The 20036-nt window shown below is 65.2% G+C and carries 15 protein-coding genes, 1 tRNA gene and 1 pseudogene; 1 reads left to right on the top strand and 16 read right to left on the bottom strand.

Annotation, left to right across the window (positions count from 1 at the left end; all coding sequences use genetic code 11):
* Positions 1-176 precede the first annotated feature (176 nt).
* The 4 genes from fusA to LGR54_RS25435 all read right to left on the bottom strand — a co-directional run bounded on the left by fusA (position 177) and on the right by LGR54_RS25435 (position 4065).
* Positions 177-2252: an elongation factor G gene (gene fusA, locus LGR54_RS25450; RefSeq protein WP_230364756.1), complete on the bottom strand. Its 2076-nt coding sequence runs from the start codon at positions 2250-2252 to the stop codon at positions 177-179.
* Positions 2253-2279: 27 nt separating this feature from the next.
* Entirely contained in the window at positions 2280-2750 is a 471-nt protein-coding gene (gene rpsG, locus LGR54_RS25445; RefSeq protein ID WP_230364755.1) for a 30S ribosomal protein S7, read from the bottom strand.
* An 11-nt stretch (positions 2751-2761) separates the two neighbouring features.
* Positions 2762-3133: a 30S ribosomal protein S12 gene (gene rpsL / locus LGR54_RS25440; protein WP_018390597.1), complete on the bottom strand. Its 372-nt coding sequence runs from the start codon at positions 3131-3133 to the stop codon at positions 2762-2764.
* 455 nt (positions 3134-3588) lie between these two features.
* Positions 3589-4065 carry a MarR family winged helix-turn-helix transcriptional regulator gene (locus LGR54_RS25435; protein WP_230364754.1) on the bottom strand — a complete coding sequence of 159 codons (477 nt, stop codon included), beginning with the start codon at positions 4063-4065 and terminating at the stop codon, positions 3589-3591.
* Positions 4066-4240: 175 nt separating this feature from the next.
* Between LGR54_RS25435 and LGR54_RS25430 the strand changes: the two genes are divergently transcribed.
* On the top strand, positions 4241-4663 hold the full coding sequence (locus LGR54_RS25430) for an organic hydroperoxide resistance protein (protein WP_230364753.1): 423 nt from the start codon (positions 4241-4243) through the stop codon (positions 4661-4663).
* A gap of 352 nt (positions 4664-5015) precedes the next feature.
* Here LGR54_RS25430 and rpoC read toward each other — a convergent pair whose 3' ends face one another.
* The 12 genes and pseudogenes from rpoC to LGR54_RS25370 all read right to left on the bottom strand — a co-directional run.
* Entirely contained in the window at positions 5016-9200 is a 4185-nt protein-coding gene (gene rpoC / locus LGR54_RS25425; protein ID WP_230364752.1) for a DNA-directed RNA polymerase subunit beta', read from the bottom strand.
* Between the two features lie 141 nt (positions 9201-9341).
* Positions 9342-13472: a DNA-directed RNA polymerase subunit beta gene (rpoB, locus tag LGR54_RS25420; RefSeq protein ID WP_230364751.1), complete on the bottom strand. Its 4131-nt coding sequence runs from the start codon at positions 13470-13472 to the stop codon at positions 9342-9344.
* A gap of 273 nt (positions 13473-13745) precedes the next feature.
* Entirely contained in the window at positions 13746-14120 is a 375-nt protein-coding gene (gene rplL / locus LGR54_RS25415; RefSeq protein WP_214010061.1) for a 50S ribosomal protein L7/L12, read from the bottom strand.
* 49 nt (positions 14121-14169) lie between these two features.
* Complete coding sequence (gene rplJ / locus LGR54_RS25410; RefSeq protein ID WP_213367151.1) at positions 14170-14688, bottom strand: 50S ribosomal protein L10; 519 nt, start codon at positions 14686-14688, stop codon at positions 14170-14172.
* A 493-nt stretch (positions 14689-15181) separates the two neighbouring features.
* A complete protein-coding gene (rplA, locus tag LGR54_RS25405) occupies positions 15182-15883 on the bottom strand; it encodes a 50S ribosomal protein L1 (RefSeq protein ID WP_230364750.1) in 702 nt (233 codons plus the stop codon).
* A gap of 4 nt (positions 15884-15887) precedes the next feature.
* Positions 15888-16337 carry a 50S ribosomal protein L11 gene (rplK, locus tag LGR54_RS25400; protein WP_213367147.1) on the bottom strand — a complete coding sequence of 150 codons (450 nt, stop codon included), beginning with the start codon at positions 16335-16337 and terminating at the stop codon, positions 15888-15890.
* 380 nt (positions 16338-16717) lie between these two features.
* Positions 16718-17095: a ribbon-helix-helix domain-containing protein gene (locus LGR54_RS25395; protein WP_230364749.1), complete on the bottom strand. Its 378-nt coding sequence runs from the start codon at positions 17093-17095 to the stop codon at positions 16718-16720.
* Between the two features lie 76 nt (positions 17096-17171).
* Complete coding sequence (locus LGR54_RS25390; RefSeq protein ID WP_230364748.1) at positions 17172-17774, bottom strand: DJ-1/PfpI family protein; 603 nt, start codon at positions 17772-17774, stop codon at positions 17172-17174.
* A gap of 227 nt (positions 17775-18001) precedes the next feature.
* On the bottom strand, positions 18002-18532 hold the full coding sequence (nusG, locus tag LGR54_RS25385) for a transcription termination/antitermination protein NusG (RefSeq protein WP_230364747.1): 531 nt from the start codon (positions 18530-18532) through the stop codon (positions 18002-18004).
* Between the two features lie 10 nt (positions 18533-18542).
* Entirely contained in the window at positions 18543-18740 is a 198-nt protein-coding gene (gene secE / locus LGR54_RS25380; RefSeq protein ID WP_230364746.1) for a preprotein translocase subunit SecE, read from the bottom strand.
* Between the two features lie 311 nt (positions 18741-19051).
* Positions 19052-19128, bottom strand: a tRNA-Trp gene (locus LGR54_RS25375).
* Between the two features lie 836 nt (positions 19129-19964).
* A pseudogene (locus LGR54_RS25370) lies at positions 19965-20036 on the bottom strand (elongation factor Tu); the annotation flags it as partial.

Genomic DNA, 20036 nt, shown 5'->3' with positions numbered 1-20036 from the left:
CGTCTTGCCATGGTCAACATGGCCGATCGTCCCAATGTTGCAGTGAGGCTTCGAACGGTTGAACTTCTCTTTGGCCACGGGGCTCTCCGTCGGTCGGTATTCAATGTTGATACGAAATCACTCGAAAGGCTGGAGCTAACCCGTTGGCTAGCCCCATTTATCAGATCAAGTCAGCGTCACGCGTACTTGGCCTGAACCTCCTGAGCGACGTTCGACGGCACCTGCTCGTAGTGGTCGAACTGCATGGTGAAGGTCGCGCGGCCCTGCGAGAAGGACCGGAGCGTATTGACGTAGCCGAACATGTTGGCGAGCGGCACCATCGCGTTCACGACGTTCGCATTGCCACGCATGTCCTGCCCCTGAATCTGGCCGCGGCGGGAGTTGAGGTCGCCGATGACCGAGCCGGTGTAGTCTTCCGGGGTCACAACCTCGACCTTCATGATCGGCTCGAGGAGCACCGCGCCACCCTTCTGCAGGGCTTCACGGAACGCCGCACGCGAGGCGATTTCGAAGGCGAGAGCCGACGAGTCGACTTCGTGATAGGCGCCGTCGATCAGCTCGACCTTGACGTCCACCACCGGGAAGCCGGCGAGAACACCCGCTCCGAGCACGCTCTCCAGGCCCTTGTTGACGCCGGGGATATATTCCTTCGGCACCGCGCCGCCGATGATCTTGCTCTCGAAGGCGAAGCCCTTGCCGACTTCATTCGGCTCGACGATGAACTTCACCCGCGCGAACTGGCCGGTACCACCGGTCTGCTTCTTGTGGGTGTAGTCCACCTCGGTCTTGCGGGTGATCGTCTCGCGATAGGCCACCTGCGGCGCGCCGATGTTGGCATCGACCTTGTAGGTGCGCTTCAGGATGTCGACCTTGATGTCGAGGTGCAGTTCGCCCATGCCCTTGAGGATGGTCTGGCCGCTCTCGAAATCGGTCGACACGCGGAACGACGGATCTTCCGCTGCCAGCTTGGCGAGGGCGAGACCCAGCTTCTCCTGGTCGGCCTTGGACTTCGGCTCGATCGCGATCTCGATGACGGGTTCCGGGAACTCCATCTTCTCGAGGATCACCGGCTTGGCGGGGTCGCACAGCGTATCGCCGGTGCGGACTTCCTTCAGGCCGGCCAGAGCGACGATGTCGCCGGCATAGGCTTCCTTGATGTCTTCGCGGTTGTTCGCATGCATGAGCAGCATGCGACCGACGCGCTCCTTCTTGTCGCGGGTCGAGTTCAGGAGACCCATGCCGGTCTCGAGCTTGCCCGAATAGATGCGGCAGAAGGTGATGGTGCCGACGAAGGGGTCGTCCATGATCTTGAACGCCAGAACCGACAGCGGATCGCTATCGTTCGGGTTGCGGACGGTCTCTTCCTCGGTGTCGAAGTCGATGCCCTTGATCGCACCGCGATCGATCGGCGACGGCAGAAAGTCGCACACGGCGTCGAGCAGCGGCTGCACACCCTTGTTCTTGAAGGCCGAGCCACAGAACACCGGGTTGAACACGCGACCGATCACCGCCTTGCGGATCAGGCCCTTCAGGGTCGCCTCGTCCGGCTCGACGCCGTCGAGATAAGCCGTCAGCACATCGTCGTCGAGCTCGACCGCCGCCTCGAGCAGCTTGCCGCGATATTCGAGCGCCTGCTCGGCCAGTTCGGCCGGGATCTCTTCGTCGTGATACTTCGCGCCGAGCTCTTCATTGTCCCACACGACCGCCTTCATGCGGACGAGGTCGATGATGCCCTTGAAGTTGTTCTCGGAACCGATCGGCAGCTGGCAGCAAACCGGCTTGCCGTCCACGCGGTCGATGATCATCTCGACGCAGCGGAAGAAGTCGGCGCCAGTCTTGTCCATCTTGTTGACGAACACGATGCGCGGCACGTTGTACTTGTCGGCCTGGCGCCACACGGTCTCGGTCTGCGGCTCGACGCCCTGGTTGCCATCGAGCACGCACACGGCGCCGTCGAGCACGCGCAGCGAACGCTCGACTTCGATGGTGAAGTCGACGTGGCCGGGGGTGTCGATGATGTTCAGGCGCTTGCCGTGCCAGAAAGCGGTCGTCGCGGCGGACGTGATGGTGATGCCGCGCTCCTGCTCCTGGGTCATCCAGTCCATGGTGGCGGCGCCGTCATGGACTTCGCCGATCTTGTGGCTCTTGCCGGTGTAGTAGAGGATCCGCTCAGTGGTCGTGGTCTTGCCGGCATCGATGTGGGCCATGATGCCGAAGTTGCGGTAGTCCTCGATAGCGTGCGTGCGCGACATATCAGATCCTCGTCCCGGCTCTCGTCATCACCAGCGGTAGTGAGAGAAGGCGCGGTTCGCCTCCGCCATGCGGTGGGTGTCTTCACGTTTCTTCACGGCGGTGCCGCGGTTGTTCGAGGCGTCCAGCAGCTCGCCGGACAGACGCTCGACCATGGTCTTCTCGTTGCGGGCACGAGCCGCAATGATCAGCCAGCGGATCGCCAGCGCCTGACGACGCTCAGGGCGAACCTCGACCGGCACCTGGTAGGTGGCGCCGCCGACGCGACGCGACCGCACTTCGATGGCCGGCGACACGTTGTCGAGCGCCTGGGTGAACACGCCCAGCGGCTCCGACTTGGCGCGCGTTTCGACGATATCGAAAGCGCCATAGACGATCTGCTCGGCGACCGACTTCTTGCCGTCATACATGATGGCATTCATGAAGCGGCTCAGCACTTCGCTCCCGAACTTCGGATCGGGAGTGACTTCGCGACGCTCTGCGCGGTGGCGACGGGACATCGTTCAGTTCCTCACTTCGGCCGCTTGGCGCCGTACTTCGAACGGCGCTGCTTACGATTCTTGACGCCCTGGGTATCGAGCACGCCGCGCAGGATGTGGTAGCGCACGCCCGGAAGGTCCTTCACGCGGCCGCCGCGGATCATCACCACGGAGTGCTCCTGAAGGTTGTGACCTTCGCCAGGGATGTAACCGATGACTTCATAGCCATTGGTCAGACGAACCTTGGCGACCTTACGAAGCGCCGAGTTCGGCTTCTTCGGGGTCGTGGTGTACACGCGGGTGCAAACGCCGCGCTTCTGCGGGCTAGCCTGCAGGGCCGGAACCTTGTTCCGGGCCTTTTGGGCTTCCCGCGGCTTGCGGATGAGTTGGTTGATCGTCGGCACGACTTCTCGCCTTCGCTTGCGCTGGGGGCAGGATGCCCGGCGCTAACCTATTTCCGCGGCCGCAACCGCATGAATTGCCTCTCTCGACAGATCGGAACATTTCGCATGCGCCGGCTAGGCCGACTCACAAGAGCAACCTGCGAACGAAAGAAGCGCCGCCGGCCAGATACTGGCCGAGGGCGCTTGCCGTTCAGAGGATCACGCGGACCTTTCGGCCACTTGCGCGATCATGCGCCTGATAGTTCATGCTTGCGTTCCGGCAGCGTCTCGGAATTCTCTGTCCGGGCTAGGCGCCCCGACACGGCAATTCCGACCTGCCTGCCGTGAAAGTCCGCGCCTTCTACGCGCCGACTCGCCCTTCGTCAAGTGTGAAAGCGTGTAATCGCGGGGCTTCGGGGCCGGATCGGCCCGCCAGTTACCTTTTATTAAGCATAAGCCGGTCGTGGAAGCCCCGCTCAGGCTTCCTCCCCCTCGCCGACCGACCGCCGTACGACGCGGGCCGTGGCGAAGGATTCGCGGATGCCGGTCATCGCTGCGCGCAGATTCGCCAGTTCCGCTGCGTCCTTGCCCGAGCAGGCGAGGATCTGCGGGGGAATCGCCGCGGCCTTCGTCTTGAGCTCAGTTCCCGCCGGCGTGAGACTCACGATGAGTTGACGCTCATTGTCCGGGTTGCGCCGGCGCTGGGCGAAGCCCATCGCCTCCAGCCGCTTGAGCAAGGGGGTGAGCGTGCTCGATTCCAGCATCAGACGGTCGGCGATGCCGCCAACCGTCTGGGCGCCCTCCTCCCACAGCACCAGCATGACGAGATATTGCGGGTAGGTCAGGCCGAGCGGCTCGAGCAGCGGCCGGTAGGCCCGCATCACCGCATGTGCCGCGGAATAGACCGCGAAGCAGAATTGCGAATCCAGCCGCAACCGATCGTCCTCGTCCATACCTCGCCCCTCCCGCCGTTCGCGGACCACAGCCCAGCTCGTTACGTCCCAAATTGTTATCGCGATAAATTTTCGCTGGACAATGATCCAAAGGGCGGATATCAGATTTTATATCGTACGCGATATTTTATCGCTCGATTGGATTTCAACCCGACTATCAGGCGGAGCGACGATCATGAAGGTTCTCTACAAGACCCAGGCGACGGCCACTGGCGGACGTACCGGCTCGGCGGCCACCACGGACGGCGCGTTCAAGGTGACGCTGGTCACGCCGAAGGAGCTGGGCGGCCCGGGCGGCGAAGGCAACAATCCCGAGCAGTTGTTCGCCTCCGGCTACTCGGCCTGCTTCCTCGGCGCGCTGAAGTTCGTCGCCAGCCAGCAAAAGGTGAAGATTGCCGACGACAGCACGGTGACCGCCGATGTCGGCATCGGCCCGCGCGACGACGGTACCGGGTTCGGCCTTGATGTCGCCCTCACCATCGCGCTGCCCGGCGTCGAGCGTTCGGTTGCCGAGGACCTCGTCGCCCGCGCCCACATTGTCTGCCCCTATTCCCACGCGACCCGCAACGGCCTCGATGTCAGGCTGATCATCGCCTGAGCTGTAGCCTCCGGTGACACCGAAGGGCCGTCCCGAGGGGCGGCCCTTTTGCATGTGGAGGCCGATGGAGCCCGCCGCGCCGAGACGGCCAGCCCTCTGCCGCCAAAGGTCATCCCCTCGATCGATACACCCGCCCGCGCGGAACGACCGTCAACGGAGCTCAGGGTAGCCTCGCCTCGCCGCGAGGAGCGCTCATGGCGGCGATATTCACCGAGGCCAGGGGATTGACGCGCCCGCCGGCGCCCTTCCCTTAGGACCAGCTCCCGCCCCTTCTTCACGGGTCGAAAAGCAAAAAGGCCGCCCCGAGGGGCGGCCTTTTCATCTCAGAGACCCAGACGCGGGCGCCGGTGGATCACTCCGCCGGGCCTTCCAGCGCCGGCGCCACGGTCACGCCGGCATCCTGCTCGTTCTGGGCGAGGATCAACTCGTCGCGCGACGTCGCGGTCACCCGCAGCTTCGACATCTGGGCACCGGTGCCGGCCGGGATCAGCCGGCCGACGATGACGTTCTCCTTCAGGCCGCCAAGGTCGTCGGCCTTGCCGTTGACCGCCGCCTCGGTGAGCACCCGGGTCGTCTCCTGGAAGGAGGCGGCCGAGATGAAGGAGCGCGTCTGCAGCGACGCCTTGGTGATGCCGAGCAGCACGGGATGGCCCGACGCCGGCTTCTTGCCTTCCGCGATCAGCTTCTCGTTGATCTCGTCGAGCTCGGAGACATCCACCTGCTCGTTGGTGAGCAGGTCGCTGTCGCCCTGATCGTCGATCTCAACCTTCTGCAGCATCTGGCGAACAATCACCTCGATGTGCTTGTCGTTGATGAGCACGCCCTGCAGCCGGTAGACCTCCTGGATCTCATTGACCAGATAGGCGGCGAGTTCCTCGACGCCCTTGATCGCCAGAATGTCGTGCGGCGCCGGGTTGCCGTCGACGATGAAGTCGCCCTTCTCGACGAGGTCGCCATCCTGCAGATGGATGTGCTTGCCCTTCGGGATCAGGTACTCGACCGGATCATCCGTCGAGTCCTGCGGCTCGATGGTGAGGCGGCGCTTGTTCTTGTAGTCCTTGCCGAAGCGGATGGTGCCGGCGATCTCGGCGATGATCGCCGCATCCTTCGGCCGCCGCGCCTCGAACAGCTCCGCCACCCGCGGCAGACCGCCGGTGATGTCGCGGGTCTTGGCGCTCTCCATCGGCACACGGGCGAGCGCGTCGCCGGCCTTCACCGTGGTGTTCGGATCGACCGAGATGATCGCGTCCACCGGCAGCGTGTAGCGGGCGTCGCCGCCGCGCTGCAGCTTCAGCACCTTGCCGTCGGAGGTCTTCACCACCATCGCCGGACGCAGTTCCGAGCCACGGCCGGTCCGCCAGTCGGTAACCACGCGCTTGGCGATGCCGGTCGACTCGTCGACCGTCTCGCTCAGCGACGCGCCTTCGACCAGATCCTCGTAGCCGACCCAGCCCTCGACTTCGGTGAGGATCGGGCGGGTATAGGGATCCCACTCGGCGATGCGCTGGCCGCGCTTGATCGGATCGCCCTCGTCCACCTTCAGTTTGGCGCCGAACTGGATGCGGTGCGACGCGCGCTCGCTGCCATCGTGATCGAGGATCACCACGGAGAGGTTGCGGTTCATCGCGATCAGTTCACCGTCCGAGTTCCGCACCACGTTACGGTTGCGGATCTTCACCGTGCCCTCGAAGGAGGCCTCGATGAAGGACTGCTCGGAGAGCTGCGCCGCACCACCGATATGGAAGGTACGCATGGTGAGCTGGGTACCCGGCTCGCCGATCGACTGCGCTGCGATGACGCCGACCGCTTCGCCCATATTCACCGGGGTGCCGCGGGCAAGATCGCGTCCGTAGCAGGTGCCGCAGACGCCGCTCTTGGCCTCGCAGGTCAGCACGGAGCGGATCTTGATCTCCTGCACGCCGGCCTTGGCGATGCGCTCGACATCCGCCTCGTCCATCATGTGGCCGGCCGGCACGATGACATTGCCGGTCGCCGCCTCGATCACGTCCTCCGCCGCGGTGCGGCCGAGAACGCGCGAGCCGAGCGTCGCGACGATGTTGCCGGCATCGACGATGGCACGCATGCCGATGCCGTTGGTCGTGCCGCAGTCCCGCAGGGTGATGATGCTGTCCTGCGCCACGTCGACGAGACGACGGGTCAGGTAGCCGGAGTTCGCGGTCTTCAGCGCGGTGTCGGCCAGACCCTTACGGGCACCGTGGGTCGAGTTGAAGTACTCGAGCACGGACAGGCCTTCCTTGAAGTTCGAGATGATCGGCGTCTCGATGATCTCGCCCGACGGCTTGGCCATCAGGCCGCGCATGGCGGCAAGCTGGCGCATCTGTTCGCGCGAACCACGAGCACCCGAGTGGGCCATCATGTAGATCGAGTTGATCTGCTTCTCGCGACCCGTCTTCGGGTCCTTCTTCACCGCCGAGATCTCGGCCATCATCTCGTCGGCGAGGCGCGCGGAGCACTTGCCCCAGGCGTCGACGACCTTGTTGTACTTCTCGCCCTGGGTGATCAGGCCGTCATTGTACTGCTGCTCGTACTCCTTGGTGAGCGCACGGGTCTCTTCGACCATGTCCCACTTCTTGGAGGGCACCACCATGTCGTCCTTGCCGAACGAGATGCCGGCGCGGAAGGCGTTGGAGAAGCCGAGCGTCATGATCCGGTCGCAGAAGATGACCGTCTCCTTCTGACCGCAATGGCGGTAGACGGTGTCGATCATGTTCGAGATCTCCTTCTTCGTCATCAGCTTGTTGACGACGTCGTAAGGAGTCTTCGCGGTCTTCGGCAGCAGCTCGCCCAGCTTCATGCGACCCGGCGTGGTCTCGTAGATCTTCGAGGCCTGGTTGCCGTTCTCGTCGACGCCGATATAGCGGCCCTTCACCTTGGTGTGCAGGGTGATGGCCTTGGCGGCGAGCGCGTGGTCGATCTCGCCCATATTGGCGAAGGCCATGCCCTCGCCGGGCTCACCCTCGCGCATCATGGTGAGGTAGTAGAGGCCGAGCACGATGTCCTGCGACGGCACGATGATCGGCGCGCCGTTCGCCGGGTGCAGGATGTTGTTGGTCGACATCATCAGCACGCGGGCTTCGAGCTGCGCCTCGATGGACAGTGGCACGTGCACGGCCATCTGGTCACCGTCGAAGTCGGCGTTGAAGGCCGAGCAGACCAGCGGATGCAGCTGGATCGCCTTGCCCTCGATCAGCACCGGCTCGAAGGCCTGGATGCCGAGGCGGTGCAGCGTCGGGGCGCGGTTCAGCATCACCGGATGCTCGCGGATCACCTCGTCGAGGATGTCCCACACCTCGGGACGCTCCTTCTCGACGAGCTTCTTCGCCTGCTTCACGGTGGCGGACAGACCCTTGGCGTCGAGCCGCGAATAGATGAACGGCTTGAACAGCTCCAGCGCCATCTTCTTCGGCAGGCCGCACTGGTGCAGCTTCAGCTCGGGACCCACCACGATCACCGAACGACCGGAATAGTCGACGCGCTTGCCGAGCAGGTTCTGGCGGAACCGGCCCTGCTTGCCCTTCAGCATGTCGGCGAGCGACTTCAGCGGACGCTTGTTGGCGCCGGTGATGACGCGGCCGCGGCGGCCGTTGTCGAACAGCGCATCGACCGCTTCCTGAAGCATGCGCTTCTCGTTGCGGATGATGATGTCCGGCGCCTTCAGCTCGATCAGCCGCTTCAGGCGGTTGTTCCGGTTGATGACGCGGCGATAGAGGTCGTTGAGGTCGGAGGTCGCGAAGCGGCCGCCGTCCAGCGGGACGAGCGGGCGCAGGTCCGGCGGGATCACCGGAACATGCGTCAGGATCATCCATTCCGGGCGGTTGCCCGAGAGCTGGAAGGCCTCCACGATCTTCAGGCGCTTGGCGAGCTTCTTCGGCTTCAGCTCAGTGGTCGCCTCGGCGATCTCCTTGCGGAGGTTGCCGGCGATCGCCTCGAGGTCCATGCCGCGCAGGATCTCGCGAATGGCCTCGGCGCCGATCAGCGCGGTGAAGCTGTCATCGCCATATTCTTCCTGGGCGCGCAGATAGTCCTCTTCCGAGAGGAGCTGACGCTCCTTCAGCGGGGTGAGGCCCGGCTCGATGACGCAGTAGTACTCGAAGTACAGGATGCGCTCGAGGTCCTTCAGCGTCATGTCGAGCAGCAGGCCGATGCGGCTCGGAAGCGACTTCAGGAACCAGATATGCGCGACCGGGGCGGCGAGCTCGATGTGGCCCATGCGCTCGCGGCGCACGCGCGAGAGGGTGACCTCGACGCCGCACTTCTCGCAGATGATGCCCTTGTACTTCATGCGCTTGTACTTGCCGCACAAGCACTCGTAGTCCTTGATCGGCCCGAAGATGCGGGCGCAGAACAGGCCGTCGCGCTCCGGCTTAAAGGTCCGGTAGTTGATCGTCTCCGGCTTCTTGATCTCGCCGAAGGACCAGGACTGGATCTTTTCCGGGCTCGCGATCGAGATCTTGATCTGATCGAACGTCGGCGCGGGGGCCGCCGGATTGAAGAGATTCATCACCTCTTGATTCATCGCTGTCTCCTTCGGCTCCGACATGGCCGCCGCCGTCGCGGGGCCGGATGTCCTGGGGGCCTGGTGTCGCAAAAAACGTCGTGTCGCGCGAGCAACGCGCGGAAGGCCGAGGGCCCTCCGCGCGGGGAGTGTTGAGACCGCTTATTCGGCGGCGGGCAGGCTCTCGCCGGCGCCCGGGACCACGGAATGGGTCTTGGAGTTCATCAGCTCGACGTTGAGACCCAGAGACCGCATTTCCTTCACGAGCACGTTGAAGCTCTCGGGAATGCCGGCCTCGAAGGTGTCGTCGCCGCGCACGATGGCCTCGTAGACCTTGGTGCGGCCCGCCACGTCGTCCGACTTCACGGTGAGCATCTCCTGCAGCGTATAGGCAGCGCCATACGCCTCGAGCGCCCACACCTCCATTTCGCCGAAGCGCTGGCCACCGAACTGCGCCTTGCCGCCCAGCGGCTGCTGGGTAACGAGCGAGTACGGACCGATCGAACGGGCATGGATCTTGTCGTCGACCAAATGGTGGAGCTTCAGCATGTAGATGTAGCCCACCGTGACCTTACGGTCGAACTGCTCGCCGGTACGCCCGTCGAACAGCGTCGACTGCGCGGACTTGTCGAGGCCCGCCAGCTCCAGCATGCGCTCGATGTCCGCCTCGCGGGCGCCGTCGAACACCGGCGTGGCGATGGGAACGCCGCGCCGCAGGTTGGTGCCGAGCTCGACCAGACCTTCCTCGTCGAGCGAGGCGATGGTCTCGTCCTTGCCGTAGATGTCGCCGAACGCCTTCTTCAGCGGAGCGACGTCATTGGCGCGGCGATACTGCTCGATCGCGTTGTCGATGACCTTGCCGAGGCCGGCGCAGGCCCAGCCCAGATGGGTCTCCAGGATCTGGCCGACGTTCATGCGCGAGGGCACGCCGAGCGGGTTGAGCACCATGTCGACCGGGGTACCGTCCTCAAGGAACGGCATGTCCTCGACCGGGACGATGCGCGAGACCACGCCCTTGTTGCCGTGCCGGCCGGCCATCTTGTCGCCCGGCTGGATCTTGCGCTTCACGGCGATGAAGACCTTGACCATCTTCATCACGCCCGGGGGCAGCTCGTCGCCGCGCTGCAGCTTCTCGACCTTGTCGAGGAAGCGCTGCTCGAGCCGCTTCTTCGATTCGTCGTACTGGTTGCGCATGGCTTCCAGCTCGCCCATGAGCTGGTCGTCGGCCACGGCGAACATCCACCACTGGCTGCGCGGATAGTCCGCCAGCACGGTGCGGGTGATCCCGGTGTCCTTCTTGAAGCCCTTCGGGCCGGCGACGCCGACCTTGCCGTCCAGCATCTCGGCCAGGCGGCCGAAGACGTTGCGGTCGAGGATGGCCTGCTCGTCGTCGCGGTCCTTGGCGAGACGCTCGATCTCCTCGCGCTCGATCGCCTGGGCGCGCTCGTCCTTGTCGACGCCGTGGCGGTTGAACACCCGCACCTCGACGACCGTACCGGTCACGCCCGGGGGAACGCGCAGCGAGGTGTCGCGCACGTCGGCGGCCTTCTCACCGAAGATGGCGCGCAGAAGCTTCTCTTCCGGCGTCATCGGGCTCTCGCCCTTCGGAGTGATCTTGCCGCAGAGGATGTCGCCCGCCTGCACCTCGGCGCCGATATAGACGATACCGGCTTCGTCGAGATTCTTCAGTGCCTCTTCCGAGACGTTGGGGATGTCGCGGGTGATTTCCTCCGGACCCAGCTTGGTGTCGCGGGCCATCACCTCGAACTCCTCGATATGGATCGACGAGAAGATGTCGCCCTTCGAGATGTTCTCGGACAGCAGGATGGAGTCCTCGAAGTTGTAGCCGTTCCACGGCATGAACGCGACGAGGATGTTCCGGCCGAGCGCCAGGTCGCCGAGATCGGTCGAGGGACCATCGGCGATGATGTCGCCCTTGCGCACCGCGTCGCCGACGCGCACCAGCGGACGCTGGTTGATGCAGGTCGACTGGTTGGAGCGCTGGAACTTCTGCAGCCGGTAGATATCGACGCCCGACTTGGAGGCGTCGTTCTCTTCCGTGGCCCGGATGACGATACGGGTGGCATCCACCTGATCGATCACGCCGGTGCGGCGCGCCGCGATGGCGGCACCGGAGTCACGCGCGACCACCGATTCCATGCCGGTGCCCACGAAGGGGGCGTCGGCGCGGACCAGCGGCACCGCCTGGCGCTGCATGTTGGAGCCCATCAGCGCGCGGTTGGCGTCGTCGTTCTCGAGGAACGGGATCAGCGCCGCGGCGACGGAAACTAGCTGCTTGGGCGACACGTCCATGAAGTCGACGCGGTCCGGCGTGACGAGGAGCACGTCGCCGGCATGACGGCAGACGATCAGGTCCTCGGTGAACCGGCCCTCGGCGTCCAGCGGGATGTTCGCCTGCGCGACGTAGTACTTCCCCTCTTCCATGGCGGAGAGGTAGACCACTTCGCTCTGGACCTGGCTGTCCTTCACGCGGCGATAGGGCGCCTCGATGAAGCCGTACTTGTTCACGCGGGCAAAGGTCGCCAGCGAATTGATCAGGCCGATGTTCGGGCCTTCCGGCGTCTCGATCGGGCAGATGCGGCCGTAATGCGTCGGGTGCACGTCGCGCACCTCGAAGCCGGCACGCTCGCGCGTCAGGCCGCCCGGGCCAAGCGCCGAGAGACGGCGCTTGTGGGTGATCTCCGACAGCGGGTTGGTCTGGTCCATGAACTGCGAGAGCTGCGACGAACCGAAGAACTCGCGCACGGCGGCAGCCACCGGCTTCGCGTTGATCAGGTCCTGCGGCATCACGGTGTCGATGTCGACGGACGACATGCGCTCCTTGATGGCGCGCTCCATGCGGAGCAGACCGACGCGGTACTGGTTCTCCATGAGCTCGCCGACCGAACGCACCCGGCGGTTGCCGAGATGGTCGATGTCGTCGATCTCACCCTTGCCGTCGCGCAGCTCGACCAGCGTCCTGATGACCGCGAGGATGTCCTCGCGGCGCAGCACGCGCACGGTGTCGGCGGCGTCGAGGTCGAGGCGCATGTTCATCTTCACGCGGCCGACGGCGGACAGGTCGTAGCGCTCGCTGTCGAAGAACAGCGAGTGGAACATGGCCTGCGCGCTGTCGAGCGTCGGCGGCTCGCCGGGACGCATCACGCGGTAGATGTCGAACAGCGCGTCCTCGCGGGTGACGTTCTTGTCCACCGCCAGCGTGTTGCGGATATAGGCGCCGATATTGACGTGGTCGATGTCGAGGATCGGAAGCTCGTCATAGCCGAGCTCGCCGAGCTGCTTCAGCATCTTCTCGGAGACTTCCTCGCCGGCTTCGACATAGATCTCGCCGCTCTGGAGGTTCACGAGGTCCTCGGCCACATAGCGGCCGACCATCTCCTCGTCGGAGATCTTGAGCGCCTTGAGGCCCTTCTCGGCGAGCTGGCGCGCCTGGCGCACCGTCACCTTCTTGCCGGCCTCGACCACCACTTCGCCGGTGTCGGCGTCGACGAGATCGGCGACCGCCTTGTAGCCCTTCATCCGCTTGGGATCGAACGGCATGCGCCAGCCGTCCCGCGTGCGGGTGAAGGCGATGCTATCGTAGAAGGTGTTGAGGATTTCCGGCCCGTCGAGGCCGAGGGCGAACAGCAGCGACGTCACCGGAATCTTGCGGCGACGGTCGATGCGCGCGAACACGATGTCCTTGGCGTCGAACTCGATGTCGAGCCAGGAACCGCGATACGGAATGATGCGGGCGGCGAAGAGCAGCTTGCCCGAGGAGTGGGTCTTGCCCTTGTCGTGATCGAAGAACACGCCCGGCGAGCGGTGCATCTGCGAGACGATGACGCGCTCGGTGCCGTTGACGATGAAGGTACCGTTCATCGTCATCAGCGGGATGTCGCCCATATAGACATCCTGCTCCTTGATGTCCTTGACGGACTTGGAGCCGGTATCCGGATCGACATCGAACACGATGAGGCGCAGCGTTACCTTCAGCGGCGCGGCGAAGGTCATGCCGCGCTGGCGGCACTCGTCCACGTCATACTTCGGCGGCTCGAACTCGTAGCGGACGAATTCGAGCATCGCGGCGCCCGAGAAGTCCGAGATCGGGAAAACCGACTTGAAAACCGCCTGAATGCCGTCGTCCGCACGCCCGCCCTTCGGCTCGTCGATCTGCAGGAACTGGTCGTAAGACGCCTTCTGAACCTCGATGAGGTTCGGCATCTCCGCCACTTCCTGGATCTTGCCGAAAAACTTGCGGACCCGCTTACGACCGGTGAACGTCTGCGCCATGTCGCTCCTCGCTCCGTCCGAGTATCCGTCTGAGCGCCCCGGTGACCCGCGCGTGGCTGCGCGGCGGGTTGAGGACGCATTGTCGCGGAAAAGTTGGCCATCCGTGCGGCAAGCCGCATCCCGTGCCATCTTCCGCGCCCGACGGCTCGCCCGACGATCCCGATTGAACGGGATGGTCGGGGAAGCCGTCCGGCCTCCTCCGCCCCGAACCCTTGCGGGCAAAAGGCGGAAGGACCGCCGGCAGAACCGGCGGCCCCCGAAATGATCGTCAGATCACTTAAGCTCGACCTTGGCGCCGGCCTTCTCGATCTGCGCCTTGATCTTCTCGGCTTCTTCCTTGGTCACGCCTTCCTTGACGGCCTTGGGAGCGCCTTCGACGAGGTCCTTGGCTTCCTTGAGGCCCAGGCCGGTGATGGCGCGGACTTCCTTGATGACCTCGATCTTCTTGTCGCCGGCGGCAGCCAGGACAACGGTGAACTCGGTCTGCTCTTCGGCGGCCGGAGCGGCAGCGCCGGCCGGGGCAGCGGCAACCGCGACGGCGGCAGCGGCGGAAACGCCCCACTTCTCTTCGAGGAGCTTCGCGAGCTCGGCGGCCTCGAGGACGGTGAGGGAGGACAGCTCGTCAACGAGCTTCGACAGGTCAGCCATTTTATCTAAGTCCTTGAATTTCGGTTCGAACCAGTATTACCGGGAAGCCTCACGCGGCTTCGTTCTCTTTGGCATAGGCACCGAACACGCGAGCCAGCTTGGCAGCCGGAGCGGTGGTGAGCTGCGCTATCTTGGTCGCCGGGGCCTGGATGAGGCCAACCAGCTTCGCACGCAGTTCATCAAGGGACGGCATGGTGGCCAGAGCCTTCACACCATCCACGTTCAGGGCCGTGGCGCCGAACGCCCCGCCCAGGATCACGAACTTGTCGTGGGCCTTGGCGAAGTCGACGGCAACCTTCGGAGCCGCAACAGGATCGCTCGAATAAGCGATGATGGTCGGCCCCTTCAGCAGGTGGCCGACATGCGCGACGTCCGAACCTTCGAGAGCGATCTTCGCGAGGCGGTTCTTTGCCACTTTCACGGTCGCGCCGCTCGCCTTCATCTGCCGACGCAAGTTCGACATCTGGGCGACGGTGAGGCCGGAATAGTGGGCCACGACGACCACCGAGGTGTTCTTGAACACCTCGGAGAGCGACGTGACGAGCTCTTCTTTCTGAGCGCGATCCACTTCACTTACTCTCCGGTGGCGAGATGGTGACCCACCCCGCCGGTTAGCGCCTTGCCTTCCCGCCGACGGACGAATCCGGAGACGGAACGGCGGTTGAAATCCTGTCCCCTGGGACCGGAAAACCGGCCAAGGCGCTGGTTCGAGCCGAAATTCAAGCGCCGGCGAGCCGGCCCCCTCTTCTCGGTCGTACCCCGTCTATGCAGGCCCCGGAGTGGGATTAGGTCGCCCCGAAACGGGCCGACACCTGCAGTCTCGGACAGGACTTAGGCCGGCAGGGCGAACCCTACCGGCCCCTTCGTCCGGGTTAGCGGACGAAAGCCTGGAATGTCATCAGCACCGCCCCCGACACGAGTCAGGCGACTCACAGCCAGGGGCGAAACCGCCCATATAGAGGGTCAAATGGGATTTGTCAGCCCCCAGATAGCACCGGGGGCCAACCAATTCCATCCCTCGCCCGATCACGCCGTCGCGACCGGGACCGTGCGACGCAAGGTCAGGAGGCGGCCAGAACCGTCGCCGGCTCCACCTTCACGCCCGGACCCATCGTCGAGGACAGCGCGATACGCTGCACATAGGTGCCCTTGGCGCCGGTCGGCTTCGCCCGAACCACCGCGTCAGCGAAGGCGCGGATGTTCTCGGCCAGCTTGTCGGCGGCGAAGGAGGCCTTGCCGATGCCGGCGTGGATGATGCCGGCCTTCTCGACGCGGAACTCGATCGCGCCGCCCTTGGCGGCTTCGACGGCGCCCTTGACGTCCATGGTCACGGTGCCGACCTTCGGATTCGGCATAAGGCCGCGCGGGCCGAGCACCTTGCCGAGACGGCCGACCAGCGGCATCAGGTCCGGGGTCGCGATGCAGCGATCGAACTCGATGGTACCGCCCTGCACGATCTCCAGCAGGTCTTCGGCGCCGACGATGTCGGCGCCCGCCGCCTTGGCCTCGTCGGCCTTGGCGCCACGGGCGAACACCGCCACGCGCACGGTACGACCGGAGCCGTTCGGCAGGTTGCACACGCCACGGACCATCTGGTCGGCATGACGGGGATCGACGCCGAGATTGATCGCGACCTCGATGGTCTCGTCGAACTTGGCGGTGGCACGCTCCTTGAGCAGCCCGATGGCCTCGTCGAGACCATAGAGCTTCAGGCGGTCAATGCCCTCGCGGGTGGCGCGAATACGCTTTGCAATCTTGGCCATCAGCTCAACCCACAACCTCGAGGCCCATGGAACGGGCGGAGCCTTCGATCATGCGGACCGCCGCTTCGACGGTGTCGCAGTTCAGATCCTTCATCTTCACCTGGGCGATCTCCTGCATCTGGGCCTGGGAGATCTTGCCGACGAAGCCGCCCTTGCCGGGGGTCTTGGACCCCGAACCGGGCTTCTTCTTGGTGACGAGGCCCGCCGCCTTCTTCAGGAAGTAGGAGACCGGGGGGGTCTTGAGCTCGAAGGTGAAGGAGCGATCCTGATACGCGGTGATCAGGACGGGGATCGGCATGCCCTTTTCCATCTGGGCGGTCTGGGCGTTGAACGCCTTGCAGAACTCCATGATGTTCAGGCCGCGCTGGCCGAGCGCGGGACCGATCGGCGGGGCCGGGTTGGCCGAGCCGGCCGGCACCTGCAGCTTCACATAGCCGGTAATCTTCTTCGCCATGAAAGGCTCCTGCTTGCGCGAGCGGCTGCCAGGCCACCAACGCAAATCACGCCGGCACGGCCTCTACGAGCCGTGGGCGACGTGGCTTTCGGGTCGCGGTCGCGGCACGCGTGCTCCGGCTGGCGAACCGGTCGTGCCTCCCGCGGATGGATCGACCCTTGGGGGGATCGGCACACCCTCTTGGAGCATGCATCCGGTCGCTTACACCAGAATCGCCGCCAGGGAAAGGCCTTGGCGCAGGGCAATCTCGTGAAGCGACGTCATCTCATATGGGTATTTGCCGCGCCGATGCCAGGGCGGAGACCGGAACAACGGCAAAGGACGGGGGCAAGGCATTGCCTGCCGGGGGCCGTCGCATCGACAGATCCCGGGCTGCCTCCTCACACCGCCGGGTGCAGCGGTACCCGCCTTGCCGCGCGGCGCGCCTCGCGCGCGAGGATGGCATCGGCGTCGAGCCCGGCGATCGGCGCGGAGAGGTCGCGCGGCACCTCGCCCTCCAGCTGCAAGGCGAGATAGCGGCCGCAGCATACCCGCAGGAAGGAGGCGAAGTTCTCCACCTCGCCATGCGCGAAGGTCAGTTCCTCGTGCAGCTTGGCCAGCAGCTGCGGCAGGCTCATGCCGTCGCGCCGGGCGATCTCTTCCAGCACCTGCCAGTAGAAGTTCTCCAGCCGCACGCTGGTGGAGAAGCCGTTGAGCCGCAGCGACTTCAGCCGCGTCTGCCACAGCCGTGCATCGGCCTCGATGAAGAGCTTGCACATCGCATCTCTCCCGAAAGGGATCCGCCGGAGGACCGATCATAGACCGGGCGCCCTTCCGGCGGAAGGAGGAGAGGCATCAGGCCGCCTTGCGGGCCTCGCCATGGCTGATGGCGGTGCCGAGCACCACGAGGAACTGGGCGATCCACGCCGGATGCGCCGGCCAGGCGGGCGCGCTGACGAGGTTGCGGTCGGTCACCGCCGCGTCGATGGCGATGTCGGCATAGGTGCCGCCGGCGAGCTCCACCTCGGCGCGGCAGGCGGGATAGGCCGAGCAGGTGCGCCCGTCCAGCACCCTCGCACCGGCGAGCAGCTGCGCGCCGTGGCAGATGGCGGCCACCGGCTTGTCCGCCGCGAAGAAGTGCCGGACGATCTCCACCACCCGGTTGTTGAGGCGCAGATATTCCGGCGCCCGGCCGCCGGGAATCACCAGCGCGTCGTAGCGGGCCGGATCGATGTCGGCGAAGCTGGCATTGAGCGTGAAATTGTGGCCGCGCTTCTCGGAATAGGTCTGGTTGCCCTCGAAGTCGTGGATGGCGGTGGCGACGCTGTCGCCGGCCTTCTTGTCGGGGCAGACGGCGTGGACGGTGTGGCCCACCGCCAGCAGCGCCTGGAACGGCACCATGGTCTCGTAGTCCTCGACGAAGTCGCCGATGATCATCAGGATGCGCTTGCCGGACATGTTTTCCTCCCAGAGCCGCCTTGTGGCGTGCCAGGAGAGGATAGGACGGGGGCCGGGCCACGGGGTGTTATCCGGTTATAGCGCCCGGGACCGTGTGCCACGGCAACCCTCGCGGCAAGACGCGCGCGGCAAGACACACGCGGCATGGGCCGCCCCACCGGCGCCCCCGCAAACGAAAAAGGCGCGGACCGTGCCGCGCCTTTTGGAACATCCGCTTTTGAGCGCGATCAGGTCTTCTCGACCTGGCCGAACTCCAGCTCCACCGGGGTGGCGCGACCGAAGATCGACACCGCCACCTTGAGGCGGGAGCGGGCCTCGTCGACTTCCTCGACGATGCCGTTGAACGAGGCGAACGGGCCGTCCGAGACCTTCACCGTCTCGCCGACCTCGAAGCTGATCGAAGGCTTCGGCCGCTCGATGCCTTCCTGCACCTGCTGGAGGATGCGCATCGCCTCTTTTTCGGCGATCGGCATCGGCTTGTTGTCGGCGCCGAGGAAGCCGGTGACCTTCGGGGTGTTCTTGATGAGATGGAAGGCCTCGTCGGTGAGGTCCATCTTCACCAGCACATAGCCGGGGAAGAACTTGCGCTCGGCGTCGACCTTGCGGCCGCGGCGCACCTCGGTGACCTTCTCGATCGGCACCAGCACCTGCTCGAACAGGTCGGTGAGACCGCGCTGCGCGGCCTGCTCCTTGATCGAATCGGCAACCTTCTTCTCGAAGTTCGAATAGGCGTGGACGATGTACCAGCGCTTGGCCATGACGAAATCCTCAGCGACCGATGTGCAGCAGCTGCGCGACCGCGAAGCTGAGAATCTGGTCGGCGACCAGAAAGAACAGCGACGCCAGCACCACCATGACGAACACCATCGCCGTGGTGATCAGCGTCTCGCGGCGGGTCGGCCAGGTGACCTTGCGCGTCTCGGCGCGGACCTGCTGAAAGAACTCGACCGGGTTCGTCTTCGCCATGCTCGTCTCGGAACGCCTCTGGGCGGGACGCCCTCCCCGCGAGGAGAGGCCGGACCGCGAATTCGGAAAATGCGGGAGAAACCACGCATCGCCCTTCGTAAAGAGCGACGCGGGCGTATAGCCTGCAAACCCGCCCCTCGTCAAAGCAAACCCGCTTCACGACGAGGAGGCCTGCCGGCCTGGCCACCCTTCCGGCGGCGCCATCCGGCCGAAGCTGCGCGTTCCAGGCCCGGAAACCGGGGCTCTCGCCTCCGCACAAGCCACTTCAATTTTGGCGGAACGCGCCCCGAACTGCCAGTCGCGGTGAACGATGGCAGGAGTGGAGGGACTCGAACCCCCAACCCCCGGTTTTGGAGACCGGTGCTCTAACCAGTTGAGCTACACTCCTACGGCCCGCGAAGCAGGCGGCGCTCTTCCTAGTGATCCGCTGCGAGGATGTAAAGAGCGGCAAGCGTCGGGAGTCGCATCACTCCACATCTCCGGCATCGGAAGCGGGCGCTACGGGTCCGGCCGCGCCGCGTTGACGCGGTGCCGCCGCACATTCCCGATTCGCACCGGTGCCGGGAGCGTTCTCGAACACGCAATGCGTCGACGGCGGCTCGCCGCACACCTTGGCAAGGTTGGCGAAGCCGACGCAGCGCCCATCCGGGCCGCGATAGCCCGGCCCGCCCTTGCAGCCGCAGCCGCGGCAGGATGGCAGCTCCGGACAGGCCGCGGCCGCTGGCGCAAGCATGAGCAGCAGGCCGCCGAGCGCGAGGCAGAGGAGACGGGTCGGGAGGCGGGGCATCAGGAGCCGTTCGACGAGATGGCATCGAACGCTAGCACGTCCAATGTGAGCGCTTCACCCGAGCCCACCCTTACCTCCCTCTCCCCGTGGAGAGAGGTGGCCCGCGAAGCGGGTCGGTGGGGGTGACGCCATTGCGGTGCCGCGAAGACCTCACTCCAGCCCTCCCCCCGTCAGGGGGAGGGAGCAACGCGCCAATCACGGCGCATACCCGCCTTTGAGGATCGAAGCCCCACGGGCCGTCGCGGCAGGCGCGGCAGGCGCGGCAGGCCCGCGATTCGGCTCCGCTCCCGGCCAGCCCAAAGAAAAAGGGAGCGCACCGCGCTCCCTTTCGGACGTCCCGAGCAGCGGAGCCGAAGGCCCCGCTATCACTCAATGGTGGTGGCCACGACGCCGGCACCGGAAAGGAATGCGGTTTTCCGCATTCCGTCGTGACTACTTCACTCGATGATGGCGGCGACGACGCCGGCACCGACGGTACGTCCGCCTTCACGGATGGCGAAGCGCAGCTT

This window comes from Ancylobacter sp. Lp-2, assembly GCF_020523795.1.
Lineage (GTDB): Bacteria > Pseudomonadota > Alphaproteobacteria > Rhizobiales > Xanthobacteraceae > Ancylobacter.
This window is presented reverse-complemented; position numbering and strand designations above follow the sequence as displayed.

Excerpts from the sequence above, each read along its gene's own strand:
- secE (WP_230364746.1), bottom strand. The coding sequence starts at position 18,740 with ATGGCGAAGACGAACCCGGTCGAGTTCTTTCAGCAGGTCCGCGCCGAG.
- rpoC (WP_230364752.1), bottom strand. The coding sequence starts at position 9,200 with ATGAATCAAGAGGTGATGAATCTCTTCAATCCGGCGGCCCCCGCGCCG.
- rpoB (WP_230364751.1), bottom strand. The coding sequence starts at position 13,472 with ATGGCGCAGACGTTCACCGGTCGTAAGCGGGTCCGCAAGTTTTTCGGC.
- rplA (WP_230364750.1), bottom strand. The coding sequence starts at position 15,883 with ATGGCCAAGATTGCAAAGCGTATTCGCGCCACCCGCGAGGGCATTGAC.
- LGR54_RS25435 (WP_230364754.1), bottom strand. The coding sequence starts at position 4,065 with ATGGACGAGGACGATCGGTTGCGGCTGGATTCGCAATTCTGCTTCGCG.
- rpsG (WP_230364755.1), bottom strand. The coding sequence starts at position 2,750 with ATGTCCCGTCGCCACCGCGCAGAGCGTCGCGAAGTCACTCCCGATCCG.
- LGR54_RS25390 (WP_230364748.1), bottom strand. The coding sequence starts at position 17,774 with ATGTCCGGCAAGCGCATCCTGATGATCATCGGCGACTTCGTCGAGGAC.
- nusG (WP_230364747.1), bottom strand. The coding sequence starts at position 18,532 with ATGGCCAAGCGCTGGTACATCGTCCACGCCTATTCGAACTTCGAGAAG.
- fusA (WP_230364756.1), bottom strand. The coding sequence starts at position 2,252 with ATGTCGCGCACGCACGCTATCGAGGACTACCGCAACTTCGGCATCATG.
- LGR54_RS25430 (WP_230364753.1), top strand. The coding sequence starts at position 4,241 with ATGAAGGTTCTCTACAAGACCCAGGCGACGGCCACTGGCGGACGTACC.
- rplL (WP_214010061.1), bottom strand. The coding sequence starts at position 14,120 with ATGGCTGACCTGTCGAAGCTCGTTGACGAGCTGTCCTCCCTCACCGTC.
- LGR54_RS25395 (WP_230364749.1), bottom strand. The coding sequence starts at position 17,095 with ATGTGCAAGCTCTTCATCGAGGCCGATGCACGGCTGTGGCAGACGCGG.
- rplK (WP_213367147.1), bottom strand. The coding sequence starts at position 16,337 with ATGGCGAAGAAGATTACCGGCTATGTGAAGCTGCAGGTGCCGGCCGGC.